14 protein-coding genes, 1 tRNA gene and 1 other RNA gene are annotated in these 16,452 nt (G+C 69.9%); 9 read left to right on the plus strand and 7 right to left on the minus strand.

The genetic code is table 11. The annotated features are described in order from the left end of the window. Nucleotides 1-8: 8 nt before the first annotated feature. Nucleotides 9-2,735, minus strand: a complete 2,727-nt coding sequence (gene aceE / locus HSO01S_RS00420; protein WP_066038616.1) for a pyruvate dehydrogenase (acetyl-transferring), homodimeric type — start codon at nt 2,733-2,735, stop codon at nt 9-11. A gap of 205 nt (nt 2,736-2,940) precedes the next feature. On the opposite strand from aceE, the gene HSO01S_RS00425 reads away from it, so the two are divergent. Continuing rightward, nucleotides 2,941-3,414, plus strand: coding sequence for a peroxiredoxin (locus HSO01S_RS00425; protein WP_066038617.1), 474 nt, complete (start codon nt 2,941-2,943; stop codon nt 3,412-3,414). Between the two features lie 76 nt (nt 3,415-3,490). Here HSO01S_RS00425 and HSO01S_RS00430 read toward each other — a convergent pair whose 3' ends face one another. Continuing rightward, nucleotides 3,491-4,195, minus strand: coding sequence for a hypothetical protein (locus HSO01S_RS00430; RefSeq protein ID WP_066038618.1), 705 nt, complete (start codon nt 4,193-4,195; stop codon nt 3,491-3,493). 46 nt (nt 4,196-4,241) lie between these two features. Here HSO01S_RS00430 and HSO01S_RS00435 point away from each other — a divergent pair. Next, a tRNA-Val gene (locus HSO01S_RS00435) sits at nt 4,242-4,314 on the plus strand. Nucleotides 4,315-4,350: 36 nt separating this feature from the next. Beyond that, nucleotides 4,351-5,208 carry an SDR family NAD(P)-dependent oxidoreductase gene (locus tag HSO01S_RS00440; RefSeq protein ID WP_066038619.1) on the plus strand — a complete coding sequence of 286 codons (858 nt, stop codon included), beginning with the start codon at nt 4,351-4,353 and terminating at the stop codon, nt 5,206-5,208. Between the two features lie 76 nt (nt 5,209-5,284). Here the strand turns inward: HSO01S_RS00440 and HSO01S_RS00445 are convergent, their stop codons facing one another. Next, nucleotides 5,285-6,571, minus strand: coding sequence for an ATP-binding protein (locus HSO01S_RS00445; protein ID WP_066038620.1), 1,287 nt, complete (start codon nt 6,569-6,571; stop codon nt 5,285-5,287). A gap of 188 nt (nt 6,572-6,759) precedes the next feature. Between HSO01S_RS00445 and HSO01S_RS00450 the strand changes: the two genes are divergently transcribed. The 5 genes from HSO01S_RS00450 (at nt 6,760) to rnpB (ending at nt 10,362) form a co-directional block, all read left to right on the plus strand. Then, nucleotides 6,760-7,317 carry a hypothetical protein gene (locus tag HSO01S_RS00450; RefSeq protein ID WP_066038621.1) on the plus strand — a complete coding sequence of 186 codons (558 nt, stop codon included), beginning with the start codon at nt 6,760-6,762 and terminating at the stop codon, nt 7,315-7,317. Between the two features lie 62 nt (nt 7,318-7,379). Continuing rightward, nucleotides 7,380-8,297, plus strand: coding sequence for an SDR family NAD(P)-dependent oxidoreductase (locus HSO01S_RS00455; RefSeq protein WP_066038622.1), 918 nt, complete (start codon nt 7,380-7,382; stop codon nt 8,295-8,297). Nucleotides 8,298-8,306: 9 nt separating this feature from the next. Continuing rightward, nucleotides 8,307-9,125 carry a Nif3-like dinuclear metal center hexameric protein gene (locus HSO01S_RS00460; RefSeq protein WP_066038623.1) on the plus strand — a complete coding sequence of 273 codons (819 nt, stop codon included), beginning with the start codon at nt 8,307-8,309 and terminating at the stop codon, nt 9,123-9,125. Nucleotides 9,126-9,210: 85 nt separating this feature from the next. Further along, the gene (locus tag HSO01S_RS00465; RefSeq protein ID WP_066038624.1) at nt 9,211-9,945 is read left to right on the plus strand and encodes a zinc ribbon domain-containing protein; all 735 of its coding nucleotides are present in this window, start codon (nt 9,211-9,213) and stop codon (nt 9,943-9,945) included. Between the two features lie 57 nt (nt 9,946-10,002). After that, nucleotides 10,003-10,362: RNase P RNA component class A (gene rnpB / locus HSO01S_RS00470), an RNA gene on the plus strand. Nucleotides 10,363-10,462: 100 nt separating this feature from the next. Here the strand turns inward: rnpB and ppgK are convergent. The 3 genes from ppgK to panB form a co-directional block, all read right to left on the minus strand. After that, a complete protein-coding gene (ppgK, locus tag HSO01S_RS00475; RefSeq protein WP_066038625.1) occupies nt 10,463-11,242 on the minus strand; it encodes a polyphosphate--glucose phosphotransferase in 780 nt (259 codons plus the stop codon). Further along, nucleotides 11,239-11,433 (minus strand): hypothetical protein, encoded by a 195-nt coding sequence (locus HSO01S_RS00480; RefSeq protein WP_066038626.1) that lies wholly within the window; start codon nt 11,431-11,433, stop codon nt 11,239-11,241. Before HSO01S_RS00480 ends, ppgK begins: the two co-directional genes overlap by 4 nt. A gap of 112 nt (nt 11,434-11,545) precedes the next feature. Next, complete coding sequence (panB, locus tag HSO01S_RS00485) at nt 11,546-12,379, minus strand: 3-methyl-2-oxobutanoate hydroxymethyltransferase (RefSeq protein ID WP_066038627.1); 834 nt, start codon at nt 12,377-12,379, stop codon at nt 11,546-11,548. Between the two features lie 137 nt (nt 12,380-12,516). Here panB and HSO01S_RS00490 point away from each other — a divergent pair, with 137 nt between their 5' ends. Further along, nucleotides 12,517-14,406: an alpha/beta hydrolase gene (locus HSO01S_RS00490; RefSeq protein ID WP_218003753.1), complete on the plus strand. Its 1,890-nt coding sequence runs from the start codon at nt 12,517-12,519 to the stop codon at nt 14,404-14,406. A 287-nt stretch (nt 14,407-14,693) separates the two neighbouring features. On the opposite strand, the gene HSO01S_RS00495 is transcribed toward HSO01S_RS00490, so the two are convergent. Continuing rightward, on the minus strand, nt 14,694-16,451 hold the full coding sequence (locus HSO01S_RS00495) for an NAD+ synthase (RefSeq protein WP_066038629.1): 1,758 nt from the start codon (nt 16,449-16,451) through the stop codon (nt 14,694-14,696). Nucleotide 16,452 lies beyond the last annotated feature (1 nt).

Genomic DNA, 16,452 nt, shown 5'->3' on the forward strand with positions numbered 1-16,452 from the left:
GACCGGATTCAGCTCTCGCCGCCCGCCGAGCCGGAGGTGCCGGCCGTGACGTCGTAGAGACGGTACTTCTCGATCGCCCACGAGGGGGCGTTCTGGTCGACCTCGCCGCGGGCGGCGAGCTGCTCCAGGACGCGGACGACGACCGAGGGGCCGTCGATCTTGAAGAACCGGCGCGCGGCGGGCCGCGTGTCCGAGAAGCCGAAGTCGTCGGCGCCGAGCGTCGCGAACTCGCCGGGCACGAACTGACGGATCTGGTCCGGCACCGCGTGCATGTAGTCGGTGACCGCGACGAACGGACCCGGTGCATCCTGGAGCTTCGTGGTGACGTAGGGCACCTGACGCTCCTCGGTGGGGTGCAGGAAGTTGTGCGACTCGGCGTTCAGGCCGTCGCGACGCAACTCGGTCCACGACGTCACCGACCAGACGTCGGCCGACACACCCCAGTCGTTCGCCAGCAGCTCCTGCGCCTCGAGCGCCCACGGCACCGCGACGCCGGAGGACAGGATCTGCGCCTTCGGGCCTTCGATGGTGCCGGACTTCAGGCGGTAGATGCCGCGCACGACGCCGTCGACGTCGAGACCCTCGGGCTCGGCCGGCTGCACGTGCGGCTCGTTGTACACCGTGAGGTAGTACATGACATTCGGGTCGGGGTGCGTGCCGCCGTACATCCGCTCGAGGCCCGAGCGCACGATGTGGTTGAGCTCGTACCCGTAGGCCGAGTCGTAGGTGACCACGGCGGGGTTGGTCGAGGCCAGGAGCAGCGAGTGCCCGTCGGCGTGCTGCAGGCCCTCACCGGTCAGCGTGGTGCGGCCTGCAGTGGCGCCGATCACGAAGCCACGCGCCATCTGGTCGCCCGCCGCCCACAGGGCGTCGCCCGTGCGCTGGAAGCCGAACATCGAGTAGAACACGTAGATCGGGATGAGTGGCTCGCCCTGGGTGGAGTAGCTCGTGCCCACCGCGGTGAACGCCGCGAGCGCACCGGCCTCGTTGATGCCGACGTGGATGATCTGGCCCTGGGGGCTCTCCTTGTACGCCAGCAGCAGCTCGCGGTCGACGGAGGTGTAGGTCTGGCCCTTGGGGTTGTAGATCTTGTTCGACGGGAAGAACGCGTCCATGCCGAAGGTGCGCGCCTCGTCCGGGATGATCGGGACGACGCGGTTGCCGAAGTCCTTCGCCCGGGTGAGGTCTTTCAGCAGTCGCACGAAGGCCATCGTGGTGGCGATCTCCTGGTTGCCCGACCCCTTCTTCAGGGTCTGGTACGAGGAGTCGTCCGGCAGCGTGAAGTCGGTGTACTTCGTGCGGCGCTCGGGCAGGTAGCCGCCGAGCGCACGACGGCGCTCCTGCAGATACTGGATCGCCTCGTCCTGCTCGCCGGGGTTGTAGTACGGCGGGAGGTAGGGGTTCTCCTCGAGCTGCGCATCCGAGATCGGGATGTGCATCTGGTCGCGGAAGGTCTTCAGGTTGTCGAGGGTCATCTTCTTCATCTGGTGCGTGGCGTTGCGGCCCTCGAAGGCCGGGCCGAGGCCGTAGCCCTTGATGGTGTGCGCCAGGATGACCGTCGGCTGGCCCTTGTGCTCGGAGGCCGCCTTGAAGGCCGCGTAGACCTTGCGGTAGTCGTGGCCGCCGCGCTTGAGGTTCCAGATGTCGTCGTCGGAGTACTCCTTGACGAGCTCGAGGGCGCGCGGGTCGCGGCCGAAGAAGTTCTCGCGCACGTAGGCGCCGGACTCGGCCTTGTAGGTCTGGAAGTCGCCGTCCGGAACCGTGTTCATCAGGTTGAGCAGGGCGCCGTCGGTGTCGCGGGCGAGCAGCTCGTCCCACTCGCGGCCCCAGACGACCTTGATGACGTTCCAGCCCGCACCGCGGAAGAAGCTCTCGAGCTCCTGGATGATCTTGCCGTTTCCGCGGACCGGGCCGTCGAGGCGCTGCAGGTTGCAGTTGATCACGAAGTTCAGGTTGTCGAGGCCGTCGTTGGCCGCCACCTGAAGCTGACCGCGGCTCTCCACCTCGTCCATCTCGCCGTCGCCGAGGAAGGCCCAGACCTGCTGGTCCGACGCATCCTTGATGCCGCGGCTGGTGATGTACTTGTTCAGCTGCGCCTGGTAGATCGCGTTGATCGGGCCGAGACCCATCGAGACCGTGGGGAACTGCCAGAACTCGGGCATGAGCCGCGGGTGCGGGTAGGAGCTGAGGCCGCCGCCCGGGTGCGACTTCTCCTGGCGGAAGCCGTCGAGCTGGTCGGTGGTGAGCCGGCCCTCGAGGAATGCGCGGGCGTAGGTGCCGGGGGAGGCGTGGCCCTGGATGAAGATCTGGTCGCCGCCGGACGGGTGGTCCTGGCCGCGGAAGAAGTGGTTGAAGCCCACCTCGTAGAGCGCTGCGCTCGAAGCGTAGGTGGAGATGTGGCCGCCGACCGCGATGCCGGGCCGCTGTGCCCGGTGGACGGTCATGGCCGCGTTCCAGCGGATCCACGCACGGTACTTGCGCTCGAGGGCCTCGTCGCCCGGGAACTCCGGCTCGTTCTCGGGAGCGATCGTGTTGATGTAGTCGGTGGTGGGCACCATGGGCACGCCGAGATGCAGCTCTTTGGAGCGCTTCAGCAGGCTGAGCATGATGTCGCGGGCCCGGCCGTGACCCTGGGCCGCGACGAGCGCGTCGAGCGACTCGTTCCATTCCGCGGTCTCTTCGGGATCGGAGTCGGTGTGTCCTGCGGAATACGGATCCTGGTCGTTGACAGTCACGGCGACCTCTCTTCTGTTGTTTACAGATCGTTTCGTGTCGTGCGCCCGTGCGGTGGTGGGCCCGGAACGCCAGGGACAAGCCTAGTGAGTTAAACCGTGAGTCCGCGCTCGGCGTGACAACCCGGCGCGGTTGATGTACCGCGTATGGGGGACTAAGATTGCTACGTTTGCCCGGCAGACGACCGGCAGTGAAAGGAAGCCACTCATGGCTTTGGAGAACGACACCCTCGCTCCCGACTTCGACCTCCCGAACCAGTACGGGGAGCGCGTGCGACTCAGTCAGTTCCAGGGCAAGAAGCCCGTCGCGCTCGTCTTCTTCCCGCTCGCCTTCTCGGGGGTGTGCACGAGTGAGCTCTGCGCCCTCGAGGACAACCTCGCACTTTTCAAGGCCGCCGACGTCGAGCTCATCGGCATCTCGGTCGACTCCAAGGCGACGCTGCGTGCCTGGAGCGAGAAGGAGGGCTACGACTTCTCGCTCGTCGCCGACTTCTGGCCGCACGGCGACGTCGCCAAGGACTACGGCGTCTTCCTCGAGGAGAAGGGGTTCGCGAACCGCGCCACCTTCCTGATCGACCAGAACCGGATCATCCGCGCCTCCTTCATCACGGCGCCCGGTGAGGCGCGGTCGATCGCCGCGTATCGGGCGGCGCTGGAAGAACTGCAGCCCGCGCGGGTCTGAGCTTTCTTGCTCGGCGGCTCGGCGGCTCGGGGGCTCGGGGCTCGGCCGTGTCTCGTTCGAGGCCGGGTCCTGCCGTCTAACCCAGCAGGCTCACGCCGCGCGCGATGACGAGCGCGAGCAGCGCGAAGCCGGCGAAGGCCTCCAGGCCCATCAGCAGCTTGGTGCGGTGGGTCAGCGGCATCACATCGGTGGGACTGAACGCCATCGAGTTCGACAGCGAGAAGTAGAGGTAGTCGACGAAGCCCGGCCGCCAGTTGCTGCGGATGGACGAGTGCACCGAGACCTCGCTGACGGCGTCGTGGTCCTCATCCTGCGGGAAGCGGAAGTCGGCCGGCGGCAGATCACGCCGGCGGCGCTGGGTGCGGGCGACGGGGCCGCCGCGATCGAGCTCCCAATAGAGCAGGGCGAAGCCGATCACATTGGTGAGCCAGATCTGCAGGGCGCCCAGCAGGAGCGTCGGGCCGTCCTCGGTGTTCTCGACGAGTTTCAGGATGAGCACCACCAGCAACACCTGGTTCGTCGCGCCGATCACGAGCACGAGCATCATGCCGAACCGGCGGGACCAGACGGTCTGCTTCACGAGGCGATGCGGGTTGATCACGATGACGGCCAGCAGCAGCGCCAGGCACACCGGGATGACCAGGTAGCGGGTGAAGCCGAGCAGGCTGTCCGGCAGCAGGGCGTAGCTGGCGATGATCGCCAGGACCCCGACGGCGGCGGGCCATCGATGCTCGGCCTGGGCCTTCTCTTCGGCGACGCTCTCGCCCTCGTCCTCCGACACCAGAGCAGTCTAGGCCGGTATGCTGGTGTCGCCTCGTGCGGCACGAGGGCCTTTAGCTCAGTTGGTAGAGCGCCACGTTTACACCGTGGATGTCATCGGTTCGAGCCCGGTAGGGCCCACAGGTGAGTGTCGGGGGCGCCGGGCAGGATGGGCAGATGGAAACTTCTGCCTCGCCCCGCGTCCTGCTCGTCACCGGAACCTCGTCGGGGATCGGGCTCTCCGTCGCTGTCGCCGCTGCCGCGGCGGGCTGGACGACGGTCGCCACGATGCGCGACACCGGGCGCGCTCAGGCGCTCCGGGCGGCCGCCGAGGCCGCGGGGGTCGAGCTCGACGTCCTGGCGCTCGACGTGACGGACACCGCGTCGGTCGGCGCCGCCGTCGCGACCGTCCAGGAGCGGTACGGACGGCTCGACGCCCTCGTCAACAACGCGGGCGCCGCGATGGTGGGCACGCTGGAGACGCTGGAGGTCGACGACTTCCGGCGGGCGATGGAGATCAACTTCTTCGGTGTGGTGCAGCTGACGCGGGCGGTGATGCCGCTGCTGCGTGCATCCGGTGGTCGCGTGGTCACCGTGTCGAGCGTCGGGGGCATCGTGGGTCAGCCGTTCAACGACGCCTACTGTGCCGCGAAGTTCGCGGTCGAGGGGTTCCTCGAGAGCCTGCAGCCGGTCGCCCGCACGGTGGGCGTCTCGGTGTGCGTGGTGGAACCCGGCGCGGTGGCGACCGAGTTCGTCGCGAACGCCAAGATCGACCCGGCCGAGGCTCTCGCCGAGGCGGGGCCCTACGCTCCGGCGCTCGGGGCGTACCTCGAGCGCACCCGCACGGCCTTCGACCCGGCGAACGCCCAGACGCCCGAGCAGGTCGCGCGGGTGATCGTCGAGCTGCTCGACGCCGAGGAACCGCCGTTCCGGGTGCAGACCTCGGAGTCGGCCGGCGCGTTCGTGGGGATCAAGCTCGCCGATCTCGACGGTTCGGCGGTGACCGGGCTGACCGCGGGGTGGGTCGCGAGCTGAGCCACGGCCACGGACGCGGGGGCTACGGACACGGGGGCTACGGACGCGGGGGCTACGGCCAGCCCAGGAGCAAGCCTCAGAGCCGGGCGATGAGGTCGATGTCCTCGAGGAACGCCCCTGCCACCTCGGGCGAGACGGTGGCCCGGGTGTCGGCGATGGCGGCCCGGTAGTCGTCGGTGCGCGGACCCTCGGGCGCGCTCCCGGCGCCCTCCGCATCCACCGCCTGCTCGAGCGCCCGCTGCGAGGCCTTCTGAGCCGCGTACTCGATGTCGGCGGGGGAGAAGCCGGCCGTCGCGGCGACCAGGGCCTCGACGTCGATCCGGTCGAGCACCGCATCCGGGATGTAGCGCGACCAGATCGACCGCCGGGCCTCCTCATCCGGCAACCCGATCGGGATGACGTAGTCGAAGCGGCCGTGGCGGAGGAACGCCGAGTCCAGCGACCGGATGAAGTTGGTCGCGCAGACGAGCAGGCGGTTCGGCTGGTCGCGGAAGGTCGGGATGATCTTCAGCAGCTCGTTCGTCACCCCTTGCATCGCCGACGGCGGTTCGCCCCCGCGCTGCACCGCGATCTCCTCGACCTCGTCGATGAAGACCACGGCGTGCTCGAGGTCGGCGATCTTGAGGAACGTCTCGCGCAGCGCCCCGGCCAGCCCCGCCGGATCCGACGCCAGCCGCGACGGGAACACCTCGACGAACGACCACTCGAGCCGCGAGGCGATGGCCCGGGCGAACGTCGTCTTGCCCGTGCCGGGCGGCCCGAAGAGCACGACGGCGCTGGGGGCCACGACGCCGAAGCGCTCGGCGAGATCGGAGCGGGCGAGCGGCATCACGAGGCGGCGCTCCAGCAGCTCCTTCTCGCGCTGCATCCCGCCGATCGACTCCCAGAGCCCTCGGGGCAGCACCCGGCCGCCGAGCTCGCTCAGCGCGTTCAGCTCGTCGCGCTGCACGGGGATGCGGCGCTCGAAGTAGAGCAGGTTCTTCTTGGCCGTGAAGCCCTGCTCGGCGAAGGCGTCGACCGGCAGCCCGGTCTCCGGCAGCAGCACCGAGAGCTTCGTCAGCCCGAGCGGCGCCATCCGCTTCTCCAGGGCGGCGAGCAGACGCCCGCCGACCCCCTGACGCCGGCTGCTCCCGGTGGTGGCGAGGAAGACGATCCAGCCCTGGGCGTGCGCGGCCCGGCCCACCGCCGCACCCACCACCCGGTCGTCCTGCACGGCGACCACGGCGTGATCCTGCTGGCAGGAGGCGAGCACCTCCGAGAGCCCGTAGACCGGCTCGGCCTGCGTCGACCGCATCTCCTCCCAGAGGTGCAGGATGTCGTCGATGTCATCGGGGTGGAAGTCGCGGATGCGGAGCTGTGCCATGGGGTCGCCTGTCGGTCGACGGATCTCGTCGTTCCTTCGACTCTCGCGTCCCAGATGGCCCCGCGGGGCAGGTCAGCGGTCAGAAGAAGCCGCGTATTTCTGATCCTGGCGAATTTCCCCTCCCATTACCACCGGGGCGGGAATCGTGCTCGGACCGGGCTTCCACGTTCAGTGCCTAGGGTCTCGGGATGACACGCACGAAGACGAACGGAATCCGGATCACGGTCCTCGCCGCCTGCGCCGCCGCCGCTCTCGCGGTCAGCGGATGCACCGCCTCCGACGCCGAATCGGCGCCCTCCGCGGGCCCGACCGAGACCGTCAGCCCGACACCCACGCCCGACCCGACGGCAGCTGCCGAGGCCGCGGCTGCGGCCGATGCGGCACTGCTGCCCATCCCGGCCGACGACATCACCGCCTGGGCCAAGCAGGCCGTGCCCGGAAGCGAGGTCGAGGGCTACCTGGGGACGTTCTCGGGCTGGATCAGCGAGAGGTCCTCGCCATCGCAATACAGCACCTTCAGCAAAGCCGAGCCGGGGGAGTACGTGATCACGATCGCGTGCCGCGGCGAGGGAACGCTCACGCTCTCGATCCGTTCGGTCGACGATCAGCCCATCGGGGATGCCGTCGAGTGCACAAACAGCACGATCGCCTTCGACCGCCAGTCGACTGGCGACGGTGTGGGCTTCCGCCTCACGGGGGTGGGGGCACCGAGCATCTACGCGATCTCGTTCCAGCGGGTTCCCTAGGGCAGAGCCGCGCCGCGCATCCACCCCTGCCCGCGCCGCGCGGGCCCGCCTAGGCTGAGGCCATGAGCGAGAACGCACGCACTGTCGTCATCACGGGAGCGAGCTCGGGCATCGGAGCGGTCGCCGCCCAGCACTTCGCCGAGCAGGGCGACCGGGTGGTCGTCGTGGGCCGCAACGCCGAGCGCACGAAGGCCGTTGCCGACCGGATCGGCGCCGAGCATCTGCTGGCCGACTACGCCCGGCTCGATGATGTGCGCGCCCTCGCGACCGCGATCCTCGACCGGCACGAGCGCGTCGACGTGCTGCTGAACAACGCGGGCGGGCTCGTCTCGAAGCGCACGATCACGGTCGACGGCCACGACCTCACGATGCAGAGCAACCACCTCGCGCCCTATCTGCTCACCCGGCTGCTCCTGCCCGCCCTCGAGCGCTCGGCCCAGGGCGGGGGTACTGCCCGCGTGGTGTCGACCGCGAGCGCCGCCAACCTCGTCGGGCACCTCGACCTCTCCGACCTCGACGGCTCCCGGAAGCGGTGGAACGGCGGTTGGCGCGCCTACGGCACCTCGAAGCTCGCCGTGATCCTCTTCATCCGCGAATTCGCCCGCCGGGCCGCCGCCGAGGGGACCGGCGTCGACGCCTTCTCCGTTCATCCCGGGGCCGTCGTCACCGGGTTCGGCCGCAGCTCGGCCTTCATCCGCATCGCCACCACCCTCAGCGGCGGCCGCTGGGGCGCCACGGCCGAGGTGGGCGCCGCGCCACTGATCGCCCTCGGTTCGCCTACGCCGATGCCCGCCGCGAGCGGCGCGTACTTCGACCGGATGCGCCCCAACGGGCGGATCGCCCGGCAGGCGCACGACGAGCACCTGCAGCGCGGCCTCTGGGCCGAGTCGGCCCGCCTCACCGGGCTGCCCGAGGACGATTCGCCGGCCTCCGGCCCGCACGATCCCGCGGCCGAGAGCGCCGGGCAGGCGGGGAAGTAGGCTGGAGCCGTGCCTCTCACGCTCTCCGAGTTCAACGCCGTCGTCGAAGACCTCTGGCCCACCGGTTCCGCCGAGGGCTGGGACGCACCCGGAATGCTGAGCGGCGCGGGCGACGACCCCGTCCGGCGCGTGCTGCTCGCCGTGGACGCCGTCGCGGCCACGGTCGACGAGGCGGTGGCGGCCGACGCCGACGTGCTCCTGGTGCACCATCCGCTACTCCTCCGCGGCGTCACGAGCGTCGCCGAGTCGGGCTACAAGGGCCGGCTCCTCGCCGGCCTGATCCGCGCCCGTTGCGCCCTCATCGCCGCGCACACCAACGCCGACATCGTCGAGGAGGGCACCTCGGCCGTGATCGCGGCCCGGCTCGGGCTCCAGGATGCGCGGCCGATCGAACCGGGAGACCGGGACGGCACGGGCATCGGCCGCGTCGGGAGGCTGCCCGAACCGATCGCACTCGGGCGGCTCGCGCTCGCCCTCGGTGAGCTACTGCCCGCGACGGCCGGCGGCATCCGTGTCTCGGGCGACTACGACCAGCCGATCTCAACCGTCGCGCTCTGCGGCGGCGCGGGCGACTCGCTGCTCTCGTCACCCGCCGTCCGCGGAGCCGACGTGTACATCACCTCGGACCTCCGCCACCATCCGGCCTCCGAATCGCGCGAGCAGTCGCTCGCCGGTGGCGGGCCCGCCCTGATCGACGTGTCACACTGGGCCAGCGAGTGGCTCTGGCTCGACATCGCGGCCCGGCAGCTCGCCGAACGCCTGCCCGGCGTGGAGTTCGTGGTGAGTGAGCTCCGCACCGATCCGTGGGACTTCGTGATCACGCAGTGAGCAGTGCCCGGCGAACGAGCCGGGCCCGCCCACGGCACGACGCCGAATCTCCCGCGACCATCCGCATCCGACCGAAGGAACACCGATGAAGGCTCCCGCCCTCGAACAGCGCAAGCTCCTCGATCTCCAGGCCGCCGACAACCGCGTGGCGCAGATCCAGCACTCGCTGCGCACGCTGCCGCAGGAGACGCGGCTCGCCGAGCTGCAGCGCGACTCCGCCGCTGCCCGCCAGGAGTTCGGTGGCGTCAACGGCGAGCTCGAGGATGCGAAGGCCGAGATCGCGCGGGTCGAGGGCGACATCGACACGGTCTCCGCCCGCGAGAAGCGCGACCGCGAGCGCTTGCAGGCGAGCTCGTCGTCGAAGGACATCCAGGGGCTCGAGCACGAGCTCGCCTCCCTCGCGGTGCGTCGGTCGAACCTCGAGGACATCGAGCTCGCCGTGATGGAGCGGGTCGAGGAGATCGAGGTGCGGCTCGCCGCGATCACCGCCCGCCGGGACGACATCGCCACCGAGGAGCGACTGCTCGCTGCTCAGCGCGACGAGCAGAAGGGGCGGCTGCTCGCCCAGCTCGAGGTCGCCCGCTCGGAGCGTTCGGCGATCGCCGGCGGCATCACGCCCGAGCTCCTCGCCCTCTACGAGCGCCAGCGCGAGCGCTACGGCGTCGGAGCGGCGCTGCTCCAGCGCGGGGTGTCGATGGGCACGAACGTGGCGCTCACCGAGTCCGACCTCGCGCAGATCCGCGCGGCCGACCCGGACGAGGTGCTGATGGACCCGGAGGGGAACTGCATCCTCATCCGGACGGACGAGTCCGGGCTCTGAGTCGTCAGGCCCTGAGTAACTCGGCCTCCCCGGTTTCGCGTAAGCTTGGCCCCGTGAATGGGCCGGCAGACGGTCGCGTCGTCGCGCAAGCGGCGCCGAGGAACGTCCGGGCTCCACAGAGCAGGGCGGTGGGTAACACCCACCCGGGGCAACCCGCGAGACAGTGCCACAGAAAGCAGACCGCCACGGGCTCCGGCCCGCGGTAAGGGTGAAACGGTGGTGTAAGAGACCACCAGAGGCTGCGGCGACGCAGTCGGCTCGGTAAACCTCGCCCGGAGCAAGGTCAGACAGGAAGCGTTAACGCTGCTCGCTCAGTTTCCGGGTAGACCGCTCGAGGGCTGCGGCAACGCAGCTCCTAGATAGATGGCCGTCAGGGAGCGATCCCGACAGAACCCGGCGTATCGCCGGCCCATTCACACAGCCGGCCCACCGCATCCATCGGCCTTCGCCGACGCGCCGGCCACAGCATCCGCCGGGCCACCGCATCCGCCCCGAACAGAGCGGATGCGGTACCGGGCTACTGCAGGAAGGTCGCCCGCATCGTCGACAGGCTCGCCGCGCCCAGGATGCCCGCGTTGTTGCGCAGGGTGGCCGGCACGATCGGCGTGTCCAGCTTCAGCAGCGGCAGGAAGTCCTCGTAGTTCTTCGACACGCCGCCGCCGACGATGAACTCGTCGGGGGAGAACAGGCGCTCGAGGGTCTCGTAGTAGACCTGGAGCCGCTCGGTCCACTTCTTCCAGCTCAGGTCTTCGCGCTCCTTGGCGGAGTACGCGGCTTTCGTCTCGTAGTCCACGCCGTCGATCTCGAGGTGCCCGAGCTCCGCGTTCGGGATGAGCACGCCGTCGTTGATCAGCGCGGTGCCGATGCCGGTGCCGAGCGTCGTGACGATGATCAGCCCGCCCTTGCCCTTCGCGGCGCCGTACTTGACCTCGCCGAAGCCGGCCGCATCCGCGTCGTTGACGAAGGTGATGTCGCGGCCCAGCGTCTTCTCGAAGAGCTTCTCGGCCTCGAAGCCGATCCACTTCTTCGACACGTTCGCCGCCGACATGGTGACGCCGTGGCGCACGACGGCGGGGAAGCAGATGCCCACGGTGGCGCCCCCCGGGATCTCGCCGAGCGAGCCCACGAGCTCGAGCACCGTCGCCGCGATGTCGTCGGGCTTGCCGCCGGCGGGCGTCGGGATCTTCTTGCGGTCGGTGAGCAACTCGCCCGCCGTGACGTCGACGATGGCGCCCTTGATGCCGGTGCCGCCGATGTCGATGCCGACAGCGACGGTGTTCGGGGTGTTCGCCGTCATCGGTCGCGCTCGTCGGAGGCGTCGTCCTCGGCCCACTTCGCGCTGTTCGCGCGGAGGGTCTCGAGAGCGTGCTCGGCCTCCTCGTGCGTGGCGAACGGTCCGACGCGGTCGACGACCGACGACACGTAGCCCTTCTCGACCTGGCCGGTCTTCATGTTGTACCAATACTGGGTCGACGGGTCTTCGCTCATGGTTCCTCCGTGATCTCGTGCACGTGCGCGGCTGTATCCGCACACGATCCTATTGCGGTGGCCCGTCGCCGTGCGGTGGCTGCGGGGCCCTGGCAGGTCCGGGTCCGGACCGTCACTCGTAGCTGTGCTCGGGACCGGGGTAGCTGCCGGCCTCGACGTCGTCGCGGAACGCGGTGACCGCGCCCGTGAGCACTCCGCGCAGGTCGGCGTACTGCTTGACGAACTTCGGGATGCGCCCGGTCGAGAACCCGGCGAAATCGGTCCAGACCAGGAGCTGGCCGTCGACGTGGGGGCCGGCTCCGACCCCGATGGTCGGGATGCGGAGCGCTTCTGTGACGCGGGCGGCCGCTTCGGAAGGCACCAGCTCCAGCACGACCGCGAAGGCTCCGGCCTCCTCGACCGCCTTGGCGTCGGCCAGGAGGGCGGCCTCGCCCTCGCCCCGGCCCTGGATGATGTGGCCGCCCAGGCCGTGCTCGCTCTGCGGCGTGAAGCCGATGTGCGCCATGACCGGGATCCCGGCGTCGACGATGCGGCGGATCTTGTCGGCGCTGCGCACCCCGCCCTCGAGCTTCACGGCGTGGGCGCGCGTCTCCTTCATGAACCGCACTGCCGTGTGCAGGGCCTCCTCGGCACTGTTCTCGTAGGAGCCGAACGGCATGTCGGCGACCACGAAGGCCCGCTTGACGGCACCCGCGACGCCACGGGCGAGCGGAATGAGCTCATCCACCGTCACCGGCAGGGTCGTGTCGTAGCCGAGCACGTTGTTGCCGGCCGAATCGCCGACGAGCAGGAAGTCGATGCCCGCCTCGTCGAAGATCTGGGCCGAGAGCATGTCGTAGCTGGTCAGGCCCGTGATACGGATGCCGTTGTCTTTCGCGTTCTGGAAATGCCGGGTGCGGACCCGCTTCGGAACGGCATTGTCGGACGTCGGCGTCGGCTCTGGCATGTCACCAGTCTAGTTCCGCGGTCGGATGCGGGGGATGCGTTAGGTTGGGGGCACGTCACACCCGAAGTGCGTGAATCGTGACCCCGAATCGAAGGGACGTCGTGGGCCGTCGAACAATTGCGCAATGGGCGATGGGTGTGGCCGTTGTCGGCCTCCTGGTCGCCGGGCAGGCGCCGATCGCGAATGCCGCCACCACTGCCGAGCGGTCCTGCGCCGAAGGGCTCCCGGCCACGGCCGTGTGCGGCACCCTCACCGTCCCCGAGAGCCGAACCGTGGGCGGCGGTCGCACGATCGACCTTCCGTACACGATCATCCCGGCCTCGACGCAGCCCGCGACCGGCACCCCGATCGTCACGATGGCGGGGGGTCCCGGCCAGGTGACTAGCCGGGTCGCCGAGACCCTCGCCGCCGACCCGCGGATCGGCGCATCCCGTGACGTCGTCGTGCTGAGCCAGCGCGGGGGAGCCGACACGAGCACCTCGCTCGACTGCCCCGGCGCCACCTCGGCCTACGTCGACACCTTCACCACCGACACCTCGCCCGCGGGGGAGATGTCGGCCGTGGGCCTGGCCCTCAAGAACTGCCTCGCCGACTTCGCGTCCGGGGGCGGAGACGCCACGGCGTACACGAAGACCGACACGGCGCTCGACGTCATCGACCTCCGCCAGACCCTCGGGTACCTGTCGTGGACGCTGTACGGCGACAGCTGGTCGACGAAGGTCATGCAGATCGCCGCGAATCGCGACCCCCAGGGCGTGGACGCCGTGGTGCTAGATGCGTTCACCCCGGTCGACCGCAACATCAAGGGCGATGCCTACCAGGCGCTCTACGACACGCTCGGCGTGGTTTCGGCGCGATCCGAGGGTGCGTACCCGGATCTCAACGCCGACCTCGCGACGGCCACCGACCTCTTCAACGACAAGCCCGGACACGGCCTCCTGACGAACCCGGTCACGGGTCAGCAGCGGTACTACTCGCTTACCGGTTCCGACGTGGTCACGATCGTGCAGCAGGCGCTCTACGACCCCGCCACCGCTCCGGCCGTCCCTTTCCTCCTGCACCAGCTGGCCGCCGGGAAGATGGATGCGATCAGCACGTTCATCCCGGATGCGCTGAAGCACCTCACCGACACCAGCCTCGGCCAGTACTGGGTCGAGATGTGCCGCGACGAGAAGCCGTACTGGTCGCCCGACCCGGTCCTCCCGACCCCGGAGGGATCGGATGTGTCCGTTCCCACCCCGCTGCCGGTTCTCACCTACTTCACGGCCGCCGACGAGCTCTGCGACGTCGCGGGCATCCCGGCGTCGAGCCCGGACACGCGGCAGTTCCAGCCGCAGGGGATGCCGGCACTGATCTTCGCGAGCGACACCGACCCGCTCATCCCGCTCGCCGCCGTGCAGAGCGGTGGCCCGGCCTTCCCGAACAACCAGCTGGTCACGATGCAGTCGGCGGGCCGCGGCGGGGTCGTCTCCGACCCGTGCGCGCTCGACCAGCTCGCCACCTGGCTCGCGGCACCCGGTGCCGGCGTGCAGGCGGTCTGCTCGGATCTCACGAGTACGTACCCCGTGCCGGCGCCGGACCAGGTGCATCCGAGTTCGCGGTTCTCCTCGGTCGTGTCGGCCGTGGATGACCGCAACCTGTTCGAGCTCACGATCCCGCTGATCTTCGGTGCGTTCGTGGTGCTCTGGCTGGTCGGCTGGCTGATCGCGGTGCTCGTGCAGGTGCTGCGCCGGGAGCCCTTCGGGCTGCTGATCGCGAGCGGCATCGCGCCCGTCACCGGCGCGGTGTTCCTCCTCGTCGCCTGGCTCATGGTCAGTGCCACGCTCGCGCAGTACCCCGGCTTCACGCTCGTGGGCGTGCCGCCCATGCTGCCCTGGGTCGGCATCCTGCTCGGAGTCGGCTTCCTCGGCCTCATCCCCGTCTGGCGCCTCGGCAACCGCCCCGCGGCGGCCCTGGCGGCGGCGGCCACCCTCGTCTGGCTCGCCATGATCGTCTGGTTCGTCTGGATCGCGGTGCTGCCCAGCTAGTTGCCGCGCCGGTCCCTGCCCGGCGCGGGCGACATGCGCCGGTGCGGTTGCGGATCCCGGCCTGCGGTCGTGATCCGCGGCCACGCCGGCGCCTTGGGTCGTCGAAAAAGGCCCCTTACGTTTGCAGATCACTCCGGCCGTCCCAGGCTGTGCGGGACGGGGATGCGCGCTGCAGGCCGCGCTCGACGACCCAGCGCGGGGGCGCGGCCGGGGCTCGCGACCGCAGGCCGCGAGTCACGACCGCACCCACGCATGTCGCCCGCGCCGCAGAGGCGGCGGCGCGGCAGCTAAACAGCGCTGGGGCGGTAGGTGATCGGCAGGCGGCGGTCGCGACCGAAAGCCGTGCGGGAGATCTTCGGGCCGATGGCCGACTGGCGGCGCTTCCACTCGGCACGGTCGACGAGGGTCGTGATGCGGGTGACGGTGGGCTCGTCGAAGCCGAGCGCCACGATCTCGGAGATGCTCAGGCCGCCGTTGATGTAGGCCTCGAGGATGGCGTCGAGCACGTCGTAGTCGGGCAGGGAGTCCTGGTCGGTCTGGTCGGGCCGCAGTTCGGCCGAGGGCGGCTTCGAGATCGAGTTCTCCGGGATCGGCGCCACCTCGCCCCGCCGCTCGGCGAAGGAGTTGCGCCAGCGGGCCAGCTCCCAGACGAGCATCTTCGGAACGTCCTTCAGCGGACCGAACCCGCCGACCGAGTCGCCGTAGATCGTCGAGTACCCGACCGCCAGCTCGCTCTTGTTGCCGGTGGTCAGCACGAGGTGCCCCTCCTGGTTCGACAGCCCCATCAGGATGACGCCACGCGCTCGCGCCTGCAGGTTCTCGGCGGCGATCTCGGTGAGCCCGAGCTGCGTCTCGAACGGGATGACCAGGTCGGCGATGGCCTCGGTGCGGTAGTGCAGGCCGATCCGCTCGGCGAGGTCGTCGGCGTCCGACCGCGAGTGGTCGGAGGAGTACCGCGAGGGCATCGAGACCCCGAAGACCCGGTCGGCCCCGATCGCGTCCGCCGAGATCGCGGCGCAGACCGCCGAGTCGATGCCGCCGGAGAGCCCGAGGATGACCGACGGAAACCGATTCTTCTCCACGTAGTCGCGGAGTGCCAGCACGAGCGCGTTCCAGATCTGCTCGAGGTCGTCCGGCAGCTGCGCGATATCAGCCGCAATCGGTGCTTTCTCGGCCACCGCAGCGGCATGGTCGGCCGGCACGTCGAGCTCGATGCGCTGCACGTCCGGCGGCAGCGGGGTGTCGGTCGCGCCCTCGGCGTCGACGTCGACGTCGACGAAGAGCAGGTGCTCGGTGAACTGCGGCGCCCGGGCGAGGATCGCGCCGTCGCGGTCGACCACGACGCTGTCGCCGTCGAAGACCAGGTCGTCCTGACCGCCGACGAGGTTGACGTACGCCACGATCGTGTCGGTCTCGGTCGCGCGCCGGGTCACCAGCGGCAGCCTGACCTCGTCCTTGTCGCGCTCGTAGGGCGAGCCGTTGATGACGACCAGCAGCCCCGCATCCGCGTGCAGCACCCGTCCGACGGGCCCGCCGTCGCGCCACAGGTCTTCGCAGATGATCAGGGCCACGTCGACCCCGTTCATCCGCAGCACGAGCAGTTCGTCGCCCGGGATGAAGATGCGGTACTCGTCGAAGACGGAGTAGTTCGGCAGGTGGTGCTTCGCGTAGCGCGCGACGACCCGGCCGCCCTGCAGCACGCTCGCGGCGTTCTGGGCGATCGCCGTCGGGGCGTTGCTCGTGCCGAACAGCCGCGGCTCGAACGGGCCGTCGGGGTGGCCGACGATCACGGGCACGTCGCCGAGCCCGGCCTCGGCCAGTTCGGCGGCCAGCCGCTCGATCCGCTCGTGCGCGGCGGCGAGGAAACTCGGCCTGAGCGCCAGGTCTTCGATCGGGTATCCGGAGATCGCCATCTCGCCGAACGCGACCAGATCGGCGCCCCCGGCCACGGCATCCCGGACCCAGTGGATGATCGACCGGGCGTTGCCGTCCAGGTCGCCCAGAACGGGGTTGGTTTGGGCCAACGCTAAGCGAAGTCTCGGCATA

Origin of the sequence: Herbiconiux solani NBRC 106740 (genome assembly GCF_001571005.1) — a bacterium.
Lineage (GTDB): Bacteria > Actinomycetota > Actinomycetes > Actinomycetales > Microbacteriaceae > Herbiconiux > Herbiconiux solani.